The organism is Bradyrhizobium sp. I1.14.4 (genome assembly GCF_050435825.1).
GTDB lineage: Bacteria > Pseudomonadota > Alphaproteobacteria > Rhizobiales > Xanthobacteraceae > Bradyrhizobium.
Map to the genome: position 1 here is coordinate 143,970 of NZ_JBNDLA010000008.1, position 16,785 is coordinate 160,754.

18 protein-coding genes are annotated in these 16,785 nt (G+C 63.8%); 11 read left to right on the forward strand and 7 right to left on the reverse strand.

Annotated features, from left to right (window positions below; all coding sequences use genetic code 11):
- Positions 1-2: 2 nt before the first annotated feature.
- From ABIB78_RS18440 to ABIB78_RS18455, 4 genes are all read left to right on the forward strand, one after another.
- On the forward strand, positions 3-743 hold the full coding sequence (locus ABIB78_RS18440) for an NUDIX hydrolase (RefSeq protein WP_429027069.1): 741 nt from the start codon (positions 3-5) through the stop codon (positions 741-743).
- A gap of 204 nt (positions 744-947) precedes the next feature.
- Positions 948-2,273 carry an LLM class flavin-dependent oxidoreductase gene (locus ABIB78_RS18445; RefSeq protein WP_429027071.1) on the forward strand — a complete coding sequence of 442 codons (1,326 nt, stop codon included), beginning with the start codon at positions 948-950 and terminating at the stop codon, positions 2,271-2,273.
- A 128-nt stretch (positions 2,274-2,401) separates the two neighbouring features.
- Complete coding sequence (gene rpmG, locus ABIB78_RS18450) at positions 2,402-2,569, forward strand: 50S ribosomal protein L33 (protein ID WP_018271988.1); 168 nt, start codon at positions 2,402-2,404, stop codon at positions 2,567-2,569.
- Positions 2,570-2,678: 109 nt separating this feature from the next.
- Entirely contained in the window at positions 2,679-3,209 is a 531-nt protein-coding gene (locus tag ABIB78_RS18455) for a hypothetical protein (protein WP_429027074.1), read from the forward strand.
- Here ABIB78_RS18455 and ABIB78_RS18460 read toward each other — a convergent pair.
- The 3 genes from ABIB78_RS18460 to ABIB78_RS18470 all read right to left on the reverse strand — a co-directional run bounded on the left by ABIB78_RS18460 (position 3,206) and on the right by ABIB78_RS18470 (position 6,539).
- Positions 3,206-3,337, reverse strand: coding sequence for a hypothetical protein (locus ABIB78_RS18460; RefSeq protein ID WP_429027076.1), 132 nt, complete (start codon positions 3,335-3,337; stop codon positions 3,206-3,208). The two genes, ABIB78_RS18455 and ABIB78_RS18460, sit on opposite strands and share 4 nt — an antisense overlap.
- 72 nt (positions 3,338-3,409) lie before the next feature.
- Positions 3,410-4,804 (reverse strand): ammonium transporter, encoded by a 1,395-nt coding sequence (locus ABIB78_RS18465; RefSeq protein ID WP_429027077.1) that lies wholly within the window; start codon positions 4,802-4,804, stop codon positions 3,410-3,412.
- Between the two features lie 502 nt (positions 4,805-5,306).
- Positions 5,307-6,539: an MFS transporter gene (locus ABIB78_RS18470; protein WP_429027079.1), complete on the reverse strand. Its 1,233-nt coding sequence runs from the start codon at positions 6,537-6,539 to the stop codon at positions 5,307-5,309.
- A 133-nt stretch (positions 6,540-6,672) separates the two neighbouring features.
- Here ABIB78_RS18470 and ABIB78_RS18475 point away from each other — a divergent pair, with 133 nt between their 5' ends.
- Positions 6,673-7,275, forward strand: a complete 603-nt coding sequence (locus ABIB78_RS18475) for a TetR/AcrR family transcriptional regulator (protein WP_429027081.1) — start codon at positions 6,673-6,675, stop codon at positions 7,273-7,275.
- Positions 7,276-7,404: 129 nt separating this feature from the next.
- Positions 7,405-8,610: a serine hydrolase domain-containing protein gene (locus ABIB78_RS18480; RefSeq protein WP_429027083.1), complete on the forward strand. Its 1,206-nt coding sequence runs from the start codon at positions 7,405-7,407 to the stop codon at positions 8,608-8,610.
- 139 nt (positions 8,611-8,749) lie between these two features.
- Here the strand turns inward: ABIB78_RS18480 and ABIB78_RS18485 are convergent, their stop codons facing one another.
- Together ABIB78_RS18485 and ABIB78_RS18490 are read right to left on the reverse strand one after the other, a co-directional pair.
- Positions 8,750-10,123 (reverse strand): PleD family two-component system response regulator, encoded by a 1,374-nt coding sequence (locus ABIB78_RS18485; RefSeq protein ID WP_429027085.1) that lies wholly within the window; start codon positions 10,121-10,123, stop codon positions 8,750-8,752.
- Between the two features lie 15 nt (positions 10,124-10,138).
- Positions 10,139-10,504, reverse strand: coding sequence for a response regulator (locus ABIB78_RS18490; RefSeq protein WP_016845968.1), 366 nt, complete (start codon positions 10,502-10,504; stop codon positions 10,139-10,141).
- Between the two features lie 228 nt (positions 10,505-10,732).
- Between ABIB78_RS18490 and ABIB78_RS18495 the strand changes: the two genes are divergently transcribed.
- Positions 10,733-11,032 (forward strand): DUF3572 domain-containing protein, encoded by a 300-nt coding sequence (locus ABIB78_RS18495; protein ID WP_097673376.1) that lies wholly within the window; start codon positions 10,733-10,735, stop codon positions 11,030-11,032.
- A complete protein-coding gene (locus ABIB78_RS18500) occupies positions 11,011-12,327 on the forward strand; it encodes a DNA polymerase IV (protein ID WP_429027087.1) in 1,317 nt (438 codons plus the stop codon). The genes ABIB78_RS18495 and ABIB78_RS18500 overlap by 22 nt, the downstream gene beginning before the upstream one ends.
- A gap of 105 nt (positions 12,328-12,432) precedes the next feature.
- On the opposite strand, the gene ABIB78_RS18505 is transcribed toward ABIB78_RS18500, so the two are convergent.
- Together ABIB78_RS18505 and ABIB78_RS18510 are read right to left on the reverse strand one after the other, a co-directional pair.
- Entirely contained in the window at positions 12,433-12,834 is a 402-nt protein-coding gene (locus ABIB78_RS18505; protein ID WP_411783222.1) for a RidA family protein, read from the reverse strand.
- Between the two features lie 147 nt (positions 12,835-12,981).
- Positions 12,982-13,845 carry a cell envelope integrity EipB family protein gene (locus ABIB78_RS18510; protein WP_429027090.1) on the reverse strand — a complete coding sequence of 288 codons (864 nt, stop codon included), beginning with the start codon at positions 13,843-13,845 and terminating at the stop codon, positions 12,982-12,984.
- A 255-nt stretch (positions 13,846-14,100) separates the two neighbouring features.
- Between ABIB78_RS18510 and ABIB78_RS18515 the strand changes: the two genes are divergently transcribed.
- The 3 genes from ABIB78_RS18515 to ABIB78_RS18525 all read left to right on the forward strand — a co-directional run bounded on the left by ABIB78_RS18515 (position 14,101) and on the right by ABIB78_RS18525 (position 16,757).
- A complete protein-coding gene (locus ABIB78_RS18515; RefSeq protein WP_429027092.1) occupies positions 14,101-14,568 on the forward strand; it encodes a RidA family protein in 468 nt (155 codons plus the stop codon).
- A gap of 3 nt (positions 14,569-14,571) precedes the next feature.
- On the forward strand, positions 14,572-15,324 hold the full coding sequence (locus ABIB78_RS18520) for a glycerophosphodiester phosphodiesterase family protein (protein WP_429027094.1): 753 nt from the start codon (positions 14,572-14,574) through the stop codon (positions 15,322-15,324).
- A gap of 182 nt (positions 15,325-15,506) precedes the next feature.
- Positions 15,507-16,757, forward strand: coding sequence for a GNAT family N-acetyltransferase (locus tag ABIB78_RS18525; RefSeq protein ID WP_429027096.1), 1,251 nt, complete (start codon positions 15,507-15,509; stop codon positions 16,755-16,757).
- Positions 16,758-16,785 lie beyond the last annotated feature (28 nt).

Sequence of the window (16,785 nt, forward strand, 5' to 3'; positions counted from 1 at the left end):
AAATGACTGAAGCTGCCGCTGCCGTTCACCAAGGGGAAAAAGAAGCCGATCATCACGCGTATTTCCGGCCGAAGGATGCGGCGACGCTGATCCTGATTGATCGCTCCGGCGCCAAGCCGAAGGTGCTGGTCGGCAAGCGCCACGACAAGGTCGTGTTCATGCCGGGCAAGTTTGTCTTCCCCGGCGGCCGCGTCGACAAGGCCGACAACCGCGTGCCGGTCGCAGCACCGATCACGCCGGAGCTCGAAGCCAATCTCCTGAAAGGCAGCCCGAAGATCACGCCCGGCCGCGCGCGCGCACTCGCCAATGCCGCGATCCGCGAAGCCTGCGAAGAGACCGGGCTCTGCCTCGGCCGCAAGGTCGAGAAGTCACAGAAGCTCGACGGTCCCTGGGCGCCATTCGCCGACGCAGGTCTCCTGCCCGATCCGTCCGGCCTGTTCCTGATCGCGCGCGCGATCACCCCGCCCGGCCGCGTCCGCCGCTTCGACACGCGCTTCTTCACTGCCGATGCCTCGACGATCGCACACCGTGTCGAAGGCGTGGTGCATGCCGATGCCGAACTGGTCGAGCTGGTCTGGGTCGAGATCGGCTCCGAGCCGCTCGCGGACGCGCATGCCATGACCAAGAACGTGCTCGCCGAGCTCGACCGCCGTCTCGCCACCGGCCCGCTCCGCCACGACGCGCCGGTGCCGTTCTTCCATTTCTACGGTGGCAAGATGCACAAGGACGTCTTGGGGGCGTAGTATGAGACTCGTCATTCCGGGGCGATGCGCAGTATCGCACCCGGAATCTGGATCTGTGGCGCGAGATTCCGGGTTCGTCGCTTCGCGCCGCCTCGGAATGACGATGTCGAGAGGGCCCGCAAAAACAAAATAATCTTCCCGATGGCGCGCCGCGAAACGCCTCCCTATCTTTTCCCCCAACGACATCAACGACGGAACGGGGCAATGGCGAAGCGTCAACTCAAGCTCGGCGCGTTCATGCGGCCGATCAGCATCCACACCGGCGCCTGGCGCTATCCCGGGGCCTGGCCGGACGCCAATTTCAACTTCGACCATATCAAGCAGCTGATCCGGAAGCTCGAGGCCGGCAAGTTCGACGCCTTCTTCATGGCCGACCATCTGGCCGTGCTGAACATGCCGATCAATGCGCTGAAGCGCAGCCACACCGTGACCTCGTTCGAGCCATTCACCCTGCTCTCGGCGCTCTCGGCCGTCACCGAGAATATCGGCCTGATCGCGACCGGCTCCACCACCTTCGACGAGCCCTATCACGTCGCGCGGCGCTTCGCCTCGCTCGACCACATCTCGGGTGGCCGCGCCGGCTGGAATATCGTCACCACGTCCAATCCGGACGCGGCGCTGAATTTCGGCCTCGACGATCACATGGAGCATGCCGAGCGCTACAAGCGCGCCCGCGAATTCTACGACGTCGTCACCGGCCTCTGGGATTCATTCGCTGATGACGCCTTCGTGTACGATGTCGAGTCCGGGCTGTTCGTCGATCCCGACAAGATGCATGTGCTCAATCACAAGGGCAAATATCTCTCGGTCCGCGGCCCGCTGAACATCGCGCGCCCGGTGCAGGGCTGGCCTGTCATCGTGCAGGCCGGCGCATCCGATGACGGCAGGCAGCTAGCAGCCGAGACAGCGGAAGCCGTGTTCACCGGCGGCGGCAGCCTCGCGGACGGACAGAAGCTCTATGCCGATATCAAGGGCCGCATGGAGACGATCGGCCGCGATCCCGAGCATCTGAAGATCCTGCCCGGCGCCTTCGTCGTGGTCGGCGACAGTGTCGAGGAAGCCAAGGAGAAGCGTGCGCTGCTCGACAGCCGCGTGCACTACGACAGCGCGATCGCCTCGCTGTCGGTGATCCTCGGCACCGATGCGTCCGGCTTCGATCCCGATGGTCAACTGCCGCCGATACCGGAAACCAATGCCAGCAAGAGTGGCCGGCAGCGCCTCGTCGAGGTCGCGGCGCGCGACAAGCTCACCGTGCGCCAGCTCGCCCAGCGCGTCGGCGGCTATGGCGGGCTCGCCTTCGTCGGCACGCCGCAGACCATCGCCGACCAGATGGAGGAATGGCTGACCGGCCGCGGCAGCGACGGCTTCAACATCATGTTCCCGTATCTGCCGCAGGGCTTGTTCGACTTCGTCGACAAGGTCGTCCCGGAACTGCAAAGGCGCGGAATCTTCCGCACGGAATACGAGGGACGGACCTTGCGGGAGAATTTGGGCCTGCCACGACCCAAAAATCAGTTCTTCGAGGGTTAATCGGCCCGGAATCGGGGTGGTTTTGGCTCAGAAATCCTTGACTTTGGGCGGTTTGCGGCTAGTTTCCCGGCCAAACGCGGGCCGATTTGGCCGGCTCCCGAATTCCCTGCACTTTCGAGGTTCTGCACATGGCCAAAGCGGTCACCATCAAGGTCAAGCTCGTGTCGACGGCCGATACCGGCTTCTATTACGTCGCCAAGAAGAATTCGCGCACCATGACCGACAAGCTGGTCAAGAAGAAGTACGACCCGGTCGCGCGCAAGCACGTCGAGTTCAAGGAAGCCAAGATCAAGTAAGATCGCCTGCTTCCGACGTTACAAACGGGGCCCTTGCGGCCCCGTTTTTGCTTTCTAGCCAAGCGTCATCCCTCATGCTTCCCGGACAAGTCCCGGGCGCAGGGCTCACATGATCGCAACCTTGGACGAGGGAAACGTCGGCGGCTACTCGGTCGCCTACGGCCGCGAGGACATCTACTTTCCGGTTTATGTCACGGCCGCGCTGGCCGCGATCTTCCTGACCGCGAGCTGGATCACCGGCGCGATCTATTGGCTGGCGCCGGCGGCGGCCGCCGTCGGCTTCACCTATTACAACATCCCCCTGCTGGAGGCCGGTCGTCCGACCATCGGGGCCAACCAATACGGCGTCTTCATCCAGGCCTTCGGGCTGATCCGCTGGCGCGCCATCACGCGCATCGACCTCGTCGAAATCGCCGAGCGCGCGATGACCGTTCACGAATTGCAGATCGCGCTCAACGGACCGCTCGGCAGCGCACTGGTGGCCGATTGGCGCAAGCGGCCCGCCTATCGGTTCCTGATGCGCCTGCCCTGGCGCATGGACCATCGTGGCGTGGTGCGCGTCAATCTCGAGCCATTCGACCGGGCGCCCGATGAAATCCATCGGACGTTCCTCAGAATGTGGCGCTATTACCGCAGCTAGCGGCCGCCGAACGCCTCATCACGCAGGTGCGCATCTGCGATGTGGGCATCTGCATTGTGCGTGATGGTCATGAACCAAACGAGGCTGAAGAACAGCGACCACGCTGTGTTCCAATAGAACCAGTTCATGGGATCACCTCGAACAGCTTTGATCCGCGCCGGCCGGCGAAGATCGCCGGCCTTTGCGGGACGCCGCCCCGTCTACTGCACGATCTCGCCGTGCAGTGCCAGATCCAACCCTTCGCGCTCGATGTCCCGTGTCACGCGAAGCCCGACGAACAGATTGATCACGAACAGGATGATCAGGCTCACGACGGCATCATACACGAAAACCGTGGCGACGCCGATGCATTGATTGACGAACTGCCCGACGTTCCCCTCCAGAACGCCAGCCGTTCCACCATATTGCTCGACCGCGAACACCCCGGTCAGCAACGCCCCTACGATGCCGCCGAGGGCATGGACGCCGAAGCAGTCCAGCGCGTCATCGTAGCTGAACATGCGCTTCAAGCCGGTGCATCCCCAGTAGCAGCAGACACCGGCGGCGATGCCGATGGCGAAAGCGCCGACCGGCCCGACGAAACCGGAGGCCGGCGTGATCGCAACGAGGCCGGCGACAGCACCCGAGCAGATGCCGACGACGGTCGGCTTGCCCTTCAACGCCCATTCCACCAGCATCCAGGTGAAGCCCGCCACCGCCGTGGCGATCTGGGTCACCAGCATGGCCATGCCCGCCTGCATTCCCGCCGTGACGGCGGAGCCGGCGTTGAAGCCGAACCAGCCGACCCACAGCAGCGAGGCGCCGATGAATGTCAGCACCATGTTGTGCGCCGGTCCGGTTTCGACGCGCTTGCCAAGCATGATCGCGCACATCAGGCCCGCGACGCCGGCGTTGATATGCACAACAGTGCCGCCGGCGAAATCGAGCACTTTGACATACGCAGCGTCGTTACCCGCCGAGAAGATGCCGTCGGGCCCCCAAACCCAATGCGCGATCGGCGCATAGACGAAGATCGCCCACAGCCCGATGAACCAGAGCATCGCCGAGAACTTCATCCGCTCGGCAAACGCGCCGGCAATCAGCGCCGGCGTGATGATGGCGAACGTCATCTGGAAGCAGATGTAAACAGACTCAGGAATCGTCGCAGCGAGCGGATTGGGATTGCCGATGCCACCTTTGCCGATGTCGCTCAGGATGTCCTTGAGGAACAGGCGATCAAGGCCGCCGATAAACGGCGTGCCGGCACGAAACGCCAGACTGTAGGTGAGGACGGCAAACAGGATCGTGACCAGGCAGGTGACGGCGAAGCTGGTCATCACGGTATCGCCGACATTCTTCTTGCGCACCATGCCGCCATAGAACAGGCCGAGCCCCGGGATCGTCATCATCAGGACGAGCGCGACTGACGTGAGCATCCAGGCGGTGTCGCCGGAATTCGGCGTGCACTTCTCGAGAATCTTGCCGCCGCAGGCCGGCGGCGCAGCGTCCTCAGCCAGCGCCAGGTCGCTGAACAGCAGGCAAAGAAGCGCTACTCCCAGCAGGGCGGTCACGATACTCACAAGCTTCTGGCGCGCGTATATCCGAGACTCCATCATCTTCCTCCCATCACACAAGAAATGCTGCGGTTCGGAATGGGCGCGACGGGCGCGGTAAGCGCCGAGAGGCCACCCGCGTGTTCGGTTATCGGGATATCTCGATGTGCCGCGATACGGGTGCCGCGACACACCGAAGCCGTGGCGGCACTGGACCTGACATGAGGCACAAGGGCCCCCTGCTCGGCGGCGCAGCGAAGGCCGTCGTGCGCAGATGGCTGGAGAGTGACGGCGACTAGCCTCATCGCGGCCAGCCCTTCCCATGGGTCCCCAGGCCGGAAACCTCAGCGGCGGCTTCCGGCACGTTTTCTAGCCACGTTCAATCAAGATTCGTGCCACTGATGCGTGCGGCGTAACGCTTTGAAAGCGCTGTTACTTCAATCTGCGCACGGAATGGAATCGCGCTCCATTGCACGTTCTCGCGGCAAGCGACCGGTGAAAAAATAGGCAGCGACCGGCGGCTGCCCGCGCACGGGGCAGTCGCCGACCTTACCGGGATCGGAAGCTAGGCCGTTCTCAGCAGCGGGGGCTGCGCCGGGCGGATCAGTGCGAAGGCGAGCTGGATGATGCCGCCGGCAAGACCCAGCGCGACGCCGATGCGCCAGGCCATGGTGTAGGAGCCGAGCGTGTCATAGAGCACCCCTCCTCCATAGGCACCGAGGAAGCTGCCGATCTGGTGGCTCATGAAGGCGAGGCCCTGGATCATCGCCTGCCAGCGCAGCCCGAACATCTCGGCCACCGCGCCCGCCACCAGCGGACCGACACCCATCCAGAGGAAGCCCATGATGGCGCCGAACAGCAGTGTCGATCCCGGCGTTGCCGACAGCATGAAGTACCAGGCGAGCGCCAGCGAGCGCAGGATGTAGATCCCGCCGAGCAGCGCGAGCTTGTTCCAGCGCTGGCCGGCCCAGCCGAAGAACAGCGAGCCCAGCACGTTGAAGCCGCCGATCATGCCGAGAGTCTGCGCGCTCAGCATCGGATCGAGCCCGCAAATCGCAAGATACGACGGCAGATGCGTGGTGAGAAAGACCAGCTGCATGCCGCAGACCATGTAGGCGCAGGTCATCACCACGAAGGAGGCGTTGCCGAACGCGGTCTTGGCCGCGGTCACCGCGGTGGCGTTGCCGATATCATCGGCCGCGGGCTTCGGCAGCGGAATCTTGTCGACGCCTCCGGCGTACAGCGCGGCCGGAATCATCCCGATCGACAGGATGACAAAACCGGCAAGCCCGACGCGCCAGCCAAAACCCTCATTGAGGATCTGGCCGAGCGGCGCCGACAGCAGCGCGCCGAGCGAGCCCGCGGCGGAGACCATGCCGAGCACGGTCGAGCGCACCGTCTCCGGCACCGCGCGCGCCGCGACCGACATTGCGATCGCATTGGCGGTGCAAGCGAGCGAAATGCCGATCAACACACCGGCGCCGATCATGATGGCGACGAGCCCATGCGCCGTCGTCATCAGCACGAGGCCCGCGATATAGGCCAGCGCACCGACCACCATGATCGGGCGGAAGCCGTAACGCACCGTCATCGCGCCCGCCAGCGGCTGCAGGAAGCCCCAGGCGAGATTCTGCACCGCCAGCGCCAAGGTGAAATGGGATATCGAAATACCGACGTCGTGCGTCAGCGGCTGCATGAAGATGCCGAGGCTCTGCCGCAGCCCCATGCTCAGCGTGAGCATGATGGAGGCACCGATCAGAATGGGAAGCGTGGGACGCAGGACCTGCAACAGGGGCATTGTTCTTGTTCTCCCGGAACGGCGCGGCACGAGTGCCACGGCCTGCGATTCACGCATGTTTTGATTACACAGACCTGTGTACTTAGGCTATACAGGGGGCGACCTGTCAAGCGAAGAGGATCACGGCCGGCGCATGGCTTCCCCGCCTCCCAAACAGACCATGAAAGAGCGGATCCTCGAGACCGCCGACAAGCTGTTCTACCTGCAGGGCATTCGCGCCATCGGCGTCGACACCATCGCGGCCGAGATCGGCATCAGCAAACGCACGCTCTACAATCACTTCCCGTCGAAGGACGCGCTGATCGAAGCCTATCTGCAGCGCCGCTTCGTGCAGCCCCGCCCCTCCGACAAGCCGCCGGCCGAGCAGATTCTCGCAACCTTCGATTCGCTGGAGCGGCGCTTCTCGGCGAAGGATTTTCGCGGCTGCCCGTTCGTGAACGCGGTGGCGGAGCTTGGTCCAGAGGACGAGGATCGCACCGTCCGAAACATCGCAATTGCCTTCAAGGAAAGCCGCCGGGTCTGGTTTCGCGATCTGCTGCGGCAACTCGACGTCGCCGATGCCGAGGGGCTTGCGACCCAGCTCACGCTGCTGGTCGACGGCTCGATCGCGCAGGACCTGGTGCGCGACGATCCCGCGATGGCGCGCGCGGCGAAAGAAGCCGCCCGCGTGCTACTGGCGAACGCAAGGGTCAAGGTCGGCAGCACCACGCCTGCACACAAGAAACGCAGCAGATAAATCCGGTTGCGTCCGGAAGTCCGGTTTGGTTGTTAGCCCTGACCGAAGTGACGGCATTCCCGATTGGATATTCCGTCCGGCGAGATTGACGACCGCGCGAACAGCGTGCGGCACAACAGGGGGACGACCATGGAAGATCTGAAGGTGACGGCCACCGGCTACGATTTCGCGCCGGCGCGCGCCGCCATGCAGCGCTATATCGACAATAATCTCCTGTCCGGCATCTCGTCGGCGGTCATGGTCGGCCGCGAGCTCGTCGACGTCTCTTGCGTCGGATGGGCCGACAAGGAAGCGCAGATTCCGCTGCGCACCGACCATATCTTCCGGGTCTTCTCCAACACCAAGCTGATCACCTCCTGCGCGGCGCTGTTGCTGGTCGAGGAAGGCCGCATCGGGCTTGACGATCCGATCGAGACCTTCATCCCGCAGCTCGGAAACCGGAAAGTGCTGCGGCCGGGCGCAACGTCGATCGATGACACCGAGCCGGCCGGGAGTTCGATCACCATCCGCCAATTGCTGAGCCACAGCGCTGGTTTGAGCTACGGTTTCTTCGATCCCGGCACCGTCATTTTCAAGGCGCTCAACGAGCGCGGAGTGCACAATCCGAATACGACCTTGGCTGAGATGGTAGATGTGCTGGCCGATCTGCCGCTGATCTATCAGCCGGGCACGTCGTGGGAATACTCGCTCGCGATCGACGTGATCGCACGCCTGGTGGAAGTCGTCAGCGGCCAGACCTTTGACAAGTTCATCAAGGCACGCATCCTCGATCCGCTCGGCATGGTCGATACCGGCTTCGTCATTCCGCAACAGGATCAGGGGCGCCTTGTCGCGTATTACGCGGGTGCCGATCTGATGGAGCCGATGAAGCCGGGCCTCACCCGCACCGACAATGCGCCCTTCCCCGGTGCCTATCTGCGCCCGGTCGCAAGGCTCAATGGCGGCGGCGGCCTGGTATCGACACTGCCTGACATGGTCGCGCTGATCCGCAGCCTGCTGCCGGGCGGACCGACGCTGCTGAAGCCGGACACGATCGCAATGATGATGTCCAACCAGTTGCCCGAAGGACAGTGGATCCGCTTCGCGATGATGGGCGAGCAACCCGGCAAGGCGCACGGGCTTGCCGGTGGCCTGATCCTCAACCCCTCACCGATCGATCACCCCGACGCTGCCGGCGAGTTTTACTGGGGCGGCGTCGCCGGCACGCAGTGGTGGATTTCGCCAAAGACGGGCATCGCCGGCGTGATGATGGCGCAGCGCCAGATGGCGTTCGTCCATCCGTTCGCGTTCGAGTTCAAGCGGATGGCCTATGACGCAGTGAAGCGCGGACGTTAGGTTGGCGGACCCTGTCGTCACCCGCGAATGCGGGTGATCCAGTATTGCAGAGCGGTGTCGCCTGAAACGAGAGGCCGCAGCGTACTCGATACCCCGCTTTCGCGGGGTATGACGACGGATGATGAGAGCGTGAAGCGCGCTACGCCGCGGCGGAAACCACGCGGTTGCGGCCGTCGTGCTTGGCGCGATAGAGCGCAGTATCGGCGCGCTTCAGCACGTCGGTGACCTGCTCGCCCTTGCGCTCCAGCGTGGTGAGCCCGATCGAGATCGTCACCGTGATCCGCTTGCCGCCCTTGTCGACGGCAAACGGCTCGCCTGCGATCGAGCGGCGCAGCCGTTCGGCGACCATGCCGGCGACATGCAGGTCGGTCTCCGGCATCACGATGACGAATTCCTCGCCGCCATAGCGGCAGGCGAGATCGATGCCGCGGATCGACTTGCGGATGCGGACGGCGAATTCGCGCAGCACGTCGTCGCCGGCATCGTGGCCGTAGGTGTCGTTGATCGCCTTGAAGTAGTCGATGTCGAGGATCATCAGCGCCAGCGGCTTGCCGCGGATCGAGGCCTGCTCCGCGAGGGTCGCGAGGTGGCTCTCCATGTAGCGCCGGTTATGCAGGCCGGTCAGCGCATCCGTGATCGCCATCTCGATCGAGTTCTGCACGTTGTCGCGCAGATGATCGGTATAGCGGCGGCGGCGGATCTGGGTGCGCGCACGCGCCAGCAGTTCGTTCTTGTCGACCGGACGCAGCAGATAGTCGTTGACGCCGATCTCGAGCCCGCGCATCAGCCGCGCATTGTTGTCGGCATCCGAAATCGCGAGGATCGGCACCTGGCGGGTGCGCTCGAGCGAGCGAGCCTGGCTGCACAGGCGCAGGCCGTCGTAATTGTCGAGGCTGAGCGACACGATCAGGAGGTCGTAATTGCCCTCGGCGGCGTGGAACAAGGCTTCCGACGGATTGATTTCGACGTCGACGGTGTGCTCGGCGGAGAGGATCGGCGCCAGCTTCTCGTAGGACGACGGCCGGTCGTCGACCAGGAGGATGCGGCCGCCCGTGCCCCTGTCGGCGATCGCGCTGCGCTCCGGCGCCTGCATGCCGATCTCGAGCGAGGTGATGACGCGCATGCGCAGTTCGTCGGTCATCATCTTCAGCCGCGTCAGCGAGCGCACGCGCGCGATCAGCACGACGTCGGACACCGGCTTGGTCAGGAAGTCATCGGCGCCGGCTTCAAGACCGCGCACGCGATCGGCGGGACTATCGAGCGCAGTGACGATGACGACGGGAATGAAATGGGTCGCCGGATTCGACTTCAGCCGGCGGCAGACTTCGAATCCATCCATGTCCGGCATCATGACGTCGAGCAGGATGATGTCGCATTCCGCGCGAGTGCAGATTTCCAGCGCCTCGGTTCCATTGGAAGCGGTCAGCACATCGAAGTACTCGGCTGACAGACGGGCTTCCAACAGCTTGACGTTCGCCGGAACGTCATCGACGACGAGGATACGCGCGGACATTGCACCACAACTCCCCTATCCGATAAAGCGTCGGACAGTCTCAATGAATTTGCCGACCGAGATCGGCTTGGACAAATAGGCTTCGCATCCGCCCTCGCGGATGCGTTCTTCGTCGCCCTTCATTGCGAAGGCGGTGACCGCGACCACCGGAATCGTGCGCAGATCGGGATCGTCCTTGATCCAGCGCGTCACCTCGAGGCCGGAAACCTGAGGCAGTTGAATATCCATCAGGATCAGATCGGGGCGCAGCTTGCGCACGAGATCGAGCGCTTCGAAGCCATTGCTGGTGCCCGAAGTCTGATAGCCGTGCGCTTCCAACAGATCGCGAAAGAGCTTCATATTGAGCTCGTTGTCCTCCACGATCAGGACGGTTTTGGCCATCCCGTCCCTCCCAAATCCCGGAGACGGGCCCGGCCGCGGCACCTCACGTACCGCGCGCGGAGCGCGTCGAAAATGTGAATTCAAACTAGCGCCAGAATCGCTCTAACCCGTTAACCCGAAGTCCAACTTCCAAAGCGTGGTTTCCATTGCTTGAACACACGCAGAAGACTCGGGCATGATGGGCCTCTCAATAGAGACCATAAGTTAATGGAAAGGCAAACCGGCGCGTTGAAAAAGCCTGTTCACAACCCCCGGGAAGTAGCTGAAATCGTTGCGATTCAGGCGCTCGGCTTTATTGCCGGCGATCCAGAACGGCTGGGCCTGTTCCTGGCCGAGACCGGAATCGGTCCAGAGACGCTGCGGAACGCAGCATCCAATCCTCAATTTCTTGCGAGCGTGCTCGATTTCGTGATGCGCGACGATGCCACCGTGAAGGCGTTCGCGCAGGCCTCCGAGTTGCACCCGACCAACATCGCTGCCGCCCATCAAGTGCTGGGCGACCCAAAATGGGAGCGCGACGTGCCGTGACGACGGCAGCGGCAGCTTCCGACGGCCCCCTCAGTTTCTGCCGAGACTGCCTCGGCGATCTCGATATCAAGGTGAAGCGTTGCAGCCATTGCGGTTCGCCGCGGCTGGTGCGTCATCGCGCCCTGCCCGCGCTGGCGCTGGCGCATATCGATTGTGACGCGTTTTACGCTACCGTCGAGAAGCGCGACAACTCTGAGATCGCCGACCGCCCCGTCATCATCGGCGGCGGCAAGCGCGGCGTCGTGTCCGCCGCCTGCTACATCGCCCGCACCTACGGCGTCCGTTCGGCGATGCCGATGTTCAAAGCGCTGGAACTCTGCCCGGACGCGGCCGTGATCCCTCCGGACATGGCGAAATATGTCCGGGTCGGGCGCGAGGTGCGCCAGGCGATGCAGGCGCTGACGCCGCTGGTCGAGCCGCTGTCGATCGACGAAGCCTTCCTCGATCTCTCCGGCACGCAGCGCGTTCACGGCATGATCCCGGCCAAGGTGCTTGCCAAATTCGCCCGCGATATCGAGCGCGATATCGGCATCACGGTGTCGGTCGGGCTGTCCTGCAACAAGTTCCTCGCCAAGATCGCTTCCGACCTCGACAAGCCCAGGGGCTTCGCCACGCTCGACCAGGACGAGGCGCGCGAGATGCTGGCAAGCAAGCCGGTCGGGTTCATCTACGGGGTTGGCCCTGCGACGCAGGAGAAGCTCGTGCAACGCGGCTTCCGCGTCATCGCCGACCTGCAGCGCGCCGACGAGAACGAGCTGATGAAGCAGTTCGCCAGCGAAGGCCGCAGGCTGTGGCGACTGGCGCGCGGCATCGACGACCGCTCAGTGGTGCCCGATCGCGGCGCCAAGACGATCTCGAGCGAGACCACCTTCGAGACCGATCTCCGCGACTTCGCCACGCTGGAAAAACTGCTCTGGAAACTGTCCGAGAAGGTCTCGGCGCGGCTGAAGACCAGCGAGCTTTCGGGCTGCACCATCACGCTGAAGCTGAAGACCGCGGACTTCCGCCAGCGCACCCGCTCCCAATCGATCCAGACCCCGACCCAGCTCGCCGCCAAGATCTTTGCGGTCTCGCGCGAGATGCTGGTGAAGGAAATCGACGGCACCGCCTTCCGCCTGATGGGCACCGGCGTCAGCGCGCTGCGCCCGGGCTCGCAGGCCAACGATTCCGACATGCTCGACCGCCGCTCGGCGCACGCCGAACGGGCGATGGACAATCTGCGCAAGAAGTTCGGCAATGCCGCCGTGATCAGGGGCATTGCCTATGAAGGGCCAGGAAAGCCGGGGGAGGAGTAGCCTTCAGTCGTCAAGGCCGGGCTTGACCCGGCCATCCATCCAGCAAGATTCTTGGAAGAGCGATGGATGCGCGGGTCAAGCCCGCGCATGACGACCGAAAAGATATCAATCGGCGACCGCAACCGCCTCGATCTCGATCAGCCATTCCGGCGCCGCGAGCGCGGTGACGCCGACCAGCGTAGAGGCCGGCGGCTCCATCCCCTCAAAGAACGCCGAGCGCGCCTTGCCGATGATGGGGCGAAGCTCCGGCTTGTAGCCCACCACGAAGGTCGTGATCTTGACGATGTTGGAATAGCTGGCACCGGCGGCCTTCAGCGCCATGCCGAGGTTTTGCATCACCTGCGTCGTCTGCGCGGCGAGATCGCCGGCGCCGACCACGCGGCCCTCCTCGTCGACAGAAACCTGTCCCGAAATGTAGATCGTGCGCGCGCCCGACGCCACGACGACGTGGGAGTAAGCCGGATTGTGATGCAGGCCGCTGGGGCGAAGATGGTCGAGCTTGCTCATGATGCGCCTCCCTGATACGCGCGTCTTGGAAAGCGTACTCGTGTCGGACGGTTCCGGCCAGTGCAGTCCCGCAGGGTGCTCAGGCTTGCTCCGCCGTCGTCTCGGCGAAAGCAGGGACGACACCGAGTGGGCGGCGATAGCCAGCCGTCACTTGCAGGGCTTGGAATCCCTGACGTCGAACTTGTCCAGCGCGCCCGAGATTACGAAATCGTTGTAATCAAGCACCAGCGCGCGGGAGACGCCGTTCTCGTAGAGCTCGAACGACATTGCGTAGACCGGCGTCTGCTCGCCGTCCTTCGCCCGCGCATCGCTGTCGTAATAGCTCACCGTCACCGGCCAGCGCGTCATGGTCTTCATCGCGTCGCTCGCCGTCGACGGATCGGGCGATGACGGCGCGCGGTCACCCGCGATCGGTCGGCCGATCACCGTCAGCGTGTTGTAGATCTTCTCGCCATTGTCGGAGCCGTCATAGACGGTCTGCTCGAGCACCGATTTGCCGTCACGGGCGGCAGCGATGATGTGCCGGATCTGCTCGGTCGGGAACACGATCTTGCCGTCGATATTGAACGTCTTCTTCACCGGCTGGGTCAGCTTCACGGTAATATGATCGCCGACGCGCTCGGCGATGCCGTCGACCGGCGACGATTCACTGTCGTTCATCCGCGTGTCGATCTTGAAGCGGTAGCTTTTGCCCGACGCGTCCTCCCAGGACGTTGAGCGGAGATCGGACAGCGTCACCTTGCCTTCGCCGCTGTCGAGCTCGGACACCTGGCGGAATTCGGAGGTGTAGCCTTCGCAGGAGCTGCCGGTGAAATTGTAGAGGATGCGCCCGCGCGCATCGCTGACCGAGTTGGAGCCGCGTGATTTCACCAGGCTGAGATCGTACAGCGCCTGATGCGCAAGAAACGGCCCGCCGGCCGCGGCGGCGGGCCCTTGAACCAGACCGGATCCTGCGGCAACGGCGATCGTGAGCACCAAGGCACGCGACGGATTCCGGAACGGAAGGGTCATGATTTTTCCTCGGGGAGGCAGGGATTCGCCACAATAGTGACGGTGGTATTGCGCCGCAACTGGGGCAAGTCTGACAAAATAGCAATGTGCGCAGCGAAAGTGCCGTCATTTTCGACAATTTTCCGTGCGATTCCCGCGCATCACGGCAGCCTTACGCGTCCTTTACAGTTGCTTGCAACCGGCGGCACGATGCGCGAAACAAACCGGGCCCTGACCGCGTTTCAGGCGTCGTGCAATCCAATTGGGGGACAAAAAATGGCGGGTACCGTCGAACAGAAACTGGCGTCACAGGGCATCACACTTCCCGAACCGACCTCCCCGGTCGCCAACTACGTCCCCTTCGTCCGCAGCGGAAACCTGCTGTTCGTGTCCGGCCAGGTTTGTTTTAACGCCGAAGGCAAGCTGATCGCCAAGGGCAAGCTCGGCGCCGGCGTCACGATTGAGCAAGGCACCGAAGCCGCGCGCGGCTGCGCGATCAACCTGCTGGCGCAGATCAAGGCCGCGCTCGGCGATCTCGACAAGGTCGTGCGCGTGGTGCGATTGGGCGGCTTCATCAACTCCGCGCCTGATTTCTTCGACGGACCGAAGGTCATGAACGGCGCCTCCGACCTGATGGTCGCGGCCTTCGGTGACAAGGGCCGCCATGCCCGCACCACCGTCGGCGTCGCCTCGCTGCCCGCGGATGCCGCGGTCGAGGTCGAGGGTGTGTTCGAAGTCTCCTGATCGATGCGCGCTCCTGGTTGGCTGACGAGACGGCCGGTCGCCCATCGCGGCCTGCACGATGCCGCACGCGGTGTGATCGAGAACATGCCGGCCGCGGCCAACGCCGCGATTGCCGGCAATTTCGCGATCGAGTGCGATATCCAGCTCACCGCCGACGGCGAGGCGATGGTGCATCACGACGATGCCCTCGGCCGCCTCACTGAAGGTTCGGGCCTGTTGGCCACGAAGACGGCGGCTGAGCTGAAGGCGGTCAAGTTCAAGGATACATCCGAGCAGATGATGACGCTCGGCGATCTCTGCGCGCTGGTCTCAGGCCGCGTCCCGCTGGTGATCGAGGTGAAGAGCCATTTCGACGGCGACCGCAAGCTGGTGCGGCGGATGGCCGAGGTGCTGTCATCCTACTCCGGCCCTGTTGTCGGCATGTCCTTCGACCCCGACCAGGTGCTGGCGCTGCGCGAGATCATACCGGCCTTGCCGCGCGGTATCACCGCCCAGCGCACCTACGACGACAGTTCCTGGACCAAGCTGACGCCGGAACAGCGCGACGGCATGCGGTATCTGCGCCACGGCTTCAAGACCGAGCCGCATTTCGTCGCCTTCTGGATCAATCAGCTACCGGCGCCGGCGCCCTGGATCGCCCGCAACGTGTTCGGCTGCCCGCTGCTGGCCTGGACCGTCCGGACCGCGGAACAGCGCGAGCGCGCGGCGCGCTACGCCGACCAGATGATTTTCGAGGGGTTTGTGCCGGGAACCTGACATGCCCCAGACATGGTCCCTTGCAGTCTTGAACTCGTCGCTGCGACGCACGATCTTGGCAATGGTTGGCTTGGCAAGGGTTGGTCGTCATCTGCGATGGCGGAATGCAGAGCATGATCCGGAAGTTGGGCCAGCTGTTCCGGAAAGATCATGCTCAAAAGAGGCACCGGTCTTCATTCTCGATGGCGTCGTCTGAAATTACCCTAGAGGCTATAGCTGACATCGGCGACATTCCACCCGCCGAATGGGACGCTTGCGCCAATCCGAAGGCGGACGCGGACAGCATTCACAGCCTCGACACGCTGGCCTCGCCTGCTGCCGCAGGCGATTGCCAGACGACCGCAAGTTCGAGCTATAACCCGTTCGTTTCCCACGCCTTTTTTGCTGCCGCCGAAGCTTCGAATTCGGCCTGCCCGCGGACCGGCTGGGGGCCGCGGCATCTGATCGCGAAGCTCGATGGCAAGATCGTCGGCGTCGTGCCCTGCTATCTGAAATCCCATTCACAGGGCGAATACGTGTTCGACCGCGGCTGGGCCGAGGCCTATCACCGCGCCGGCGGCAGCTACTATCCGAAGCTGCAGGTCTCCGTCCCCTTCACACCCGCGACCGGGCCACGGCTGTTGATCCGCGACGGTGTCGACCGCGAGGTGATCGGCTCGGCGTTGGCGCGGGGCCTGCGGGCGCTCTGCAACGCCACCGAGGCGTCCTCCGTGCACGTCACTTTTGCCCGCGAGGACGAGGCCAGGTTCCTCGGCGCACACGGCTTCCTGCAGCGGACCGACCAGCAGTTCCACTGGCACAATGAGGGCTACAAGACCTTCGACGATTTTCTCGGCTCGCTGAACTCGCGTCACCGCAAGGGCATCAAGCGAGAGCGCCGCGAGGCGGTTGCCGCCGGGGTTACCATCCACCGGCTGACCGGCTCCGATATCACCGAGGACGCCTGGGATGCGTTCTTCGCGTTCTACATGGAAACCGGATCACGCAAATGGGGCCGGCCGTATCTGACCCGAGAATTCTTCTCGCTGATCGGCCAGAGCATGAGCCGGGACGTGCTGCTGGTGATGGCCAAGCGCAATGGCCGCTGGATCGCGGGCGCGATCAACTTCATCGGCTCGGACACGCTGTTTGGCCGCAACTGGGGCGCGATCGAACACCACCCGTTCCTGCATTTCGAGGTCTGCTACTACCAGGCGATCGATTTCGCGGTTCAGCGCGGGCTCAAGGTGGTCGAGGCCGGCGCGCAGGGCGAGCACAAGCTGGCGCGCGGCTACCTGCCGCAGACCACCTACTCGGCGCATTTCATCGCCGATCCCGGGCTGCGCCGGGCGATCGCCGATTACCTCAAGCGCGAGCGCGACTATGTCGCCGAGGTCGGCCGCGAGCTCTCCGAGGCCGGTCCGTTCCGGAAGACGGCCGACGACGACGCTTGACGTTTCGGCCGCGACCGAGACATTAGGG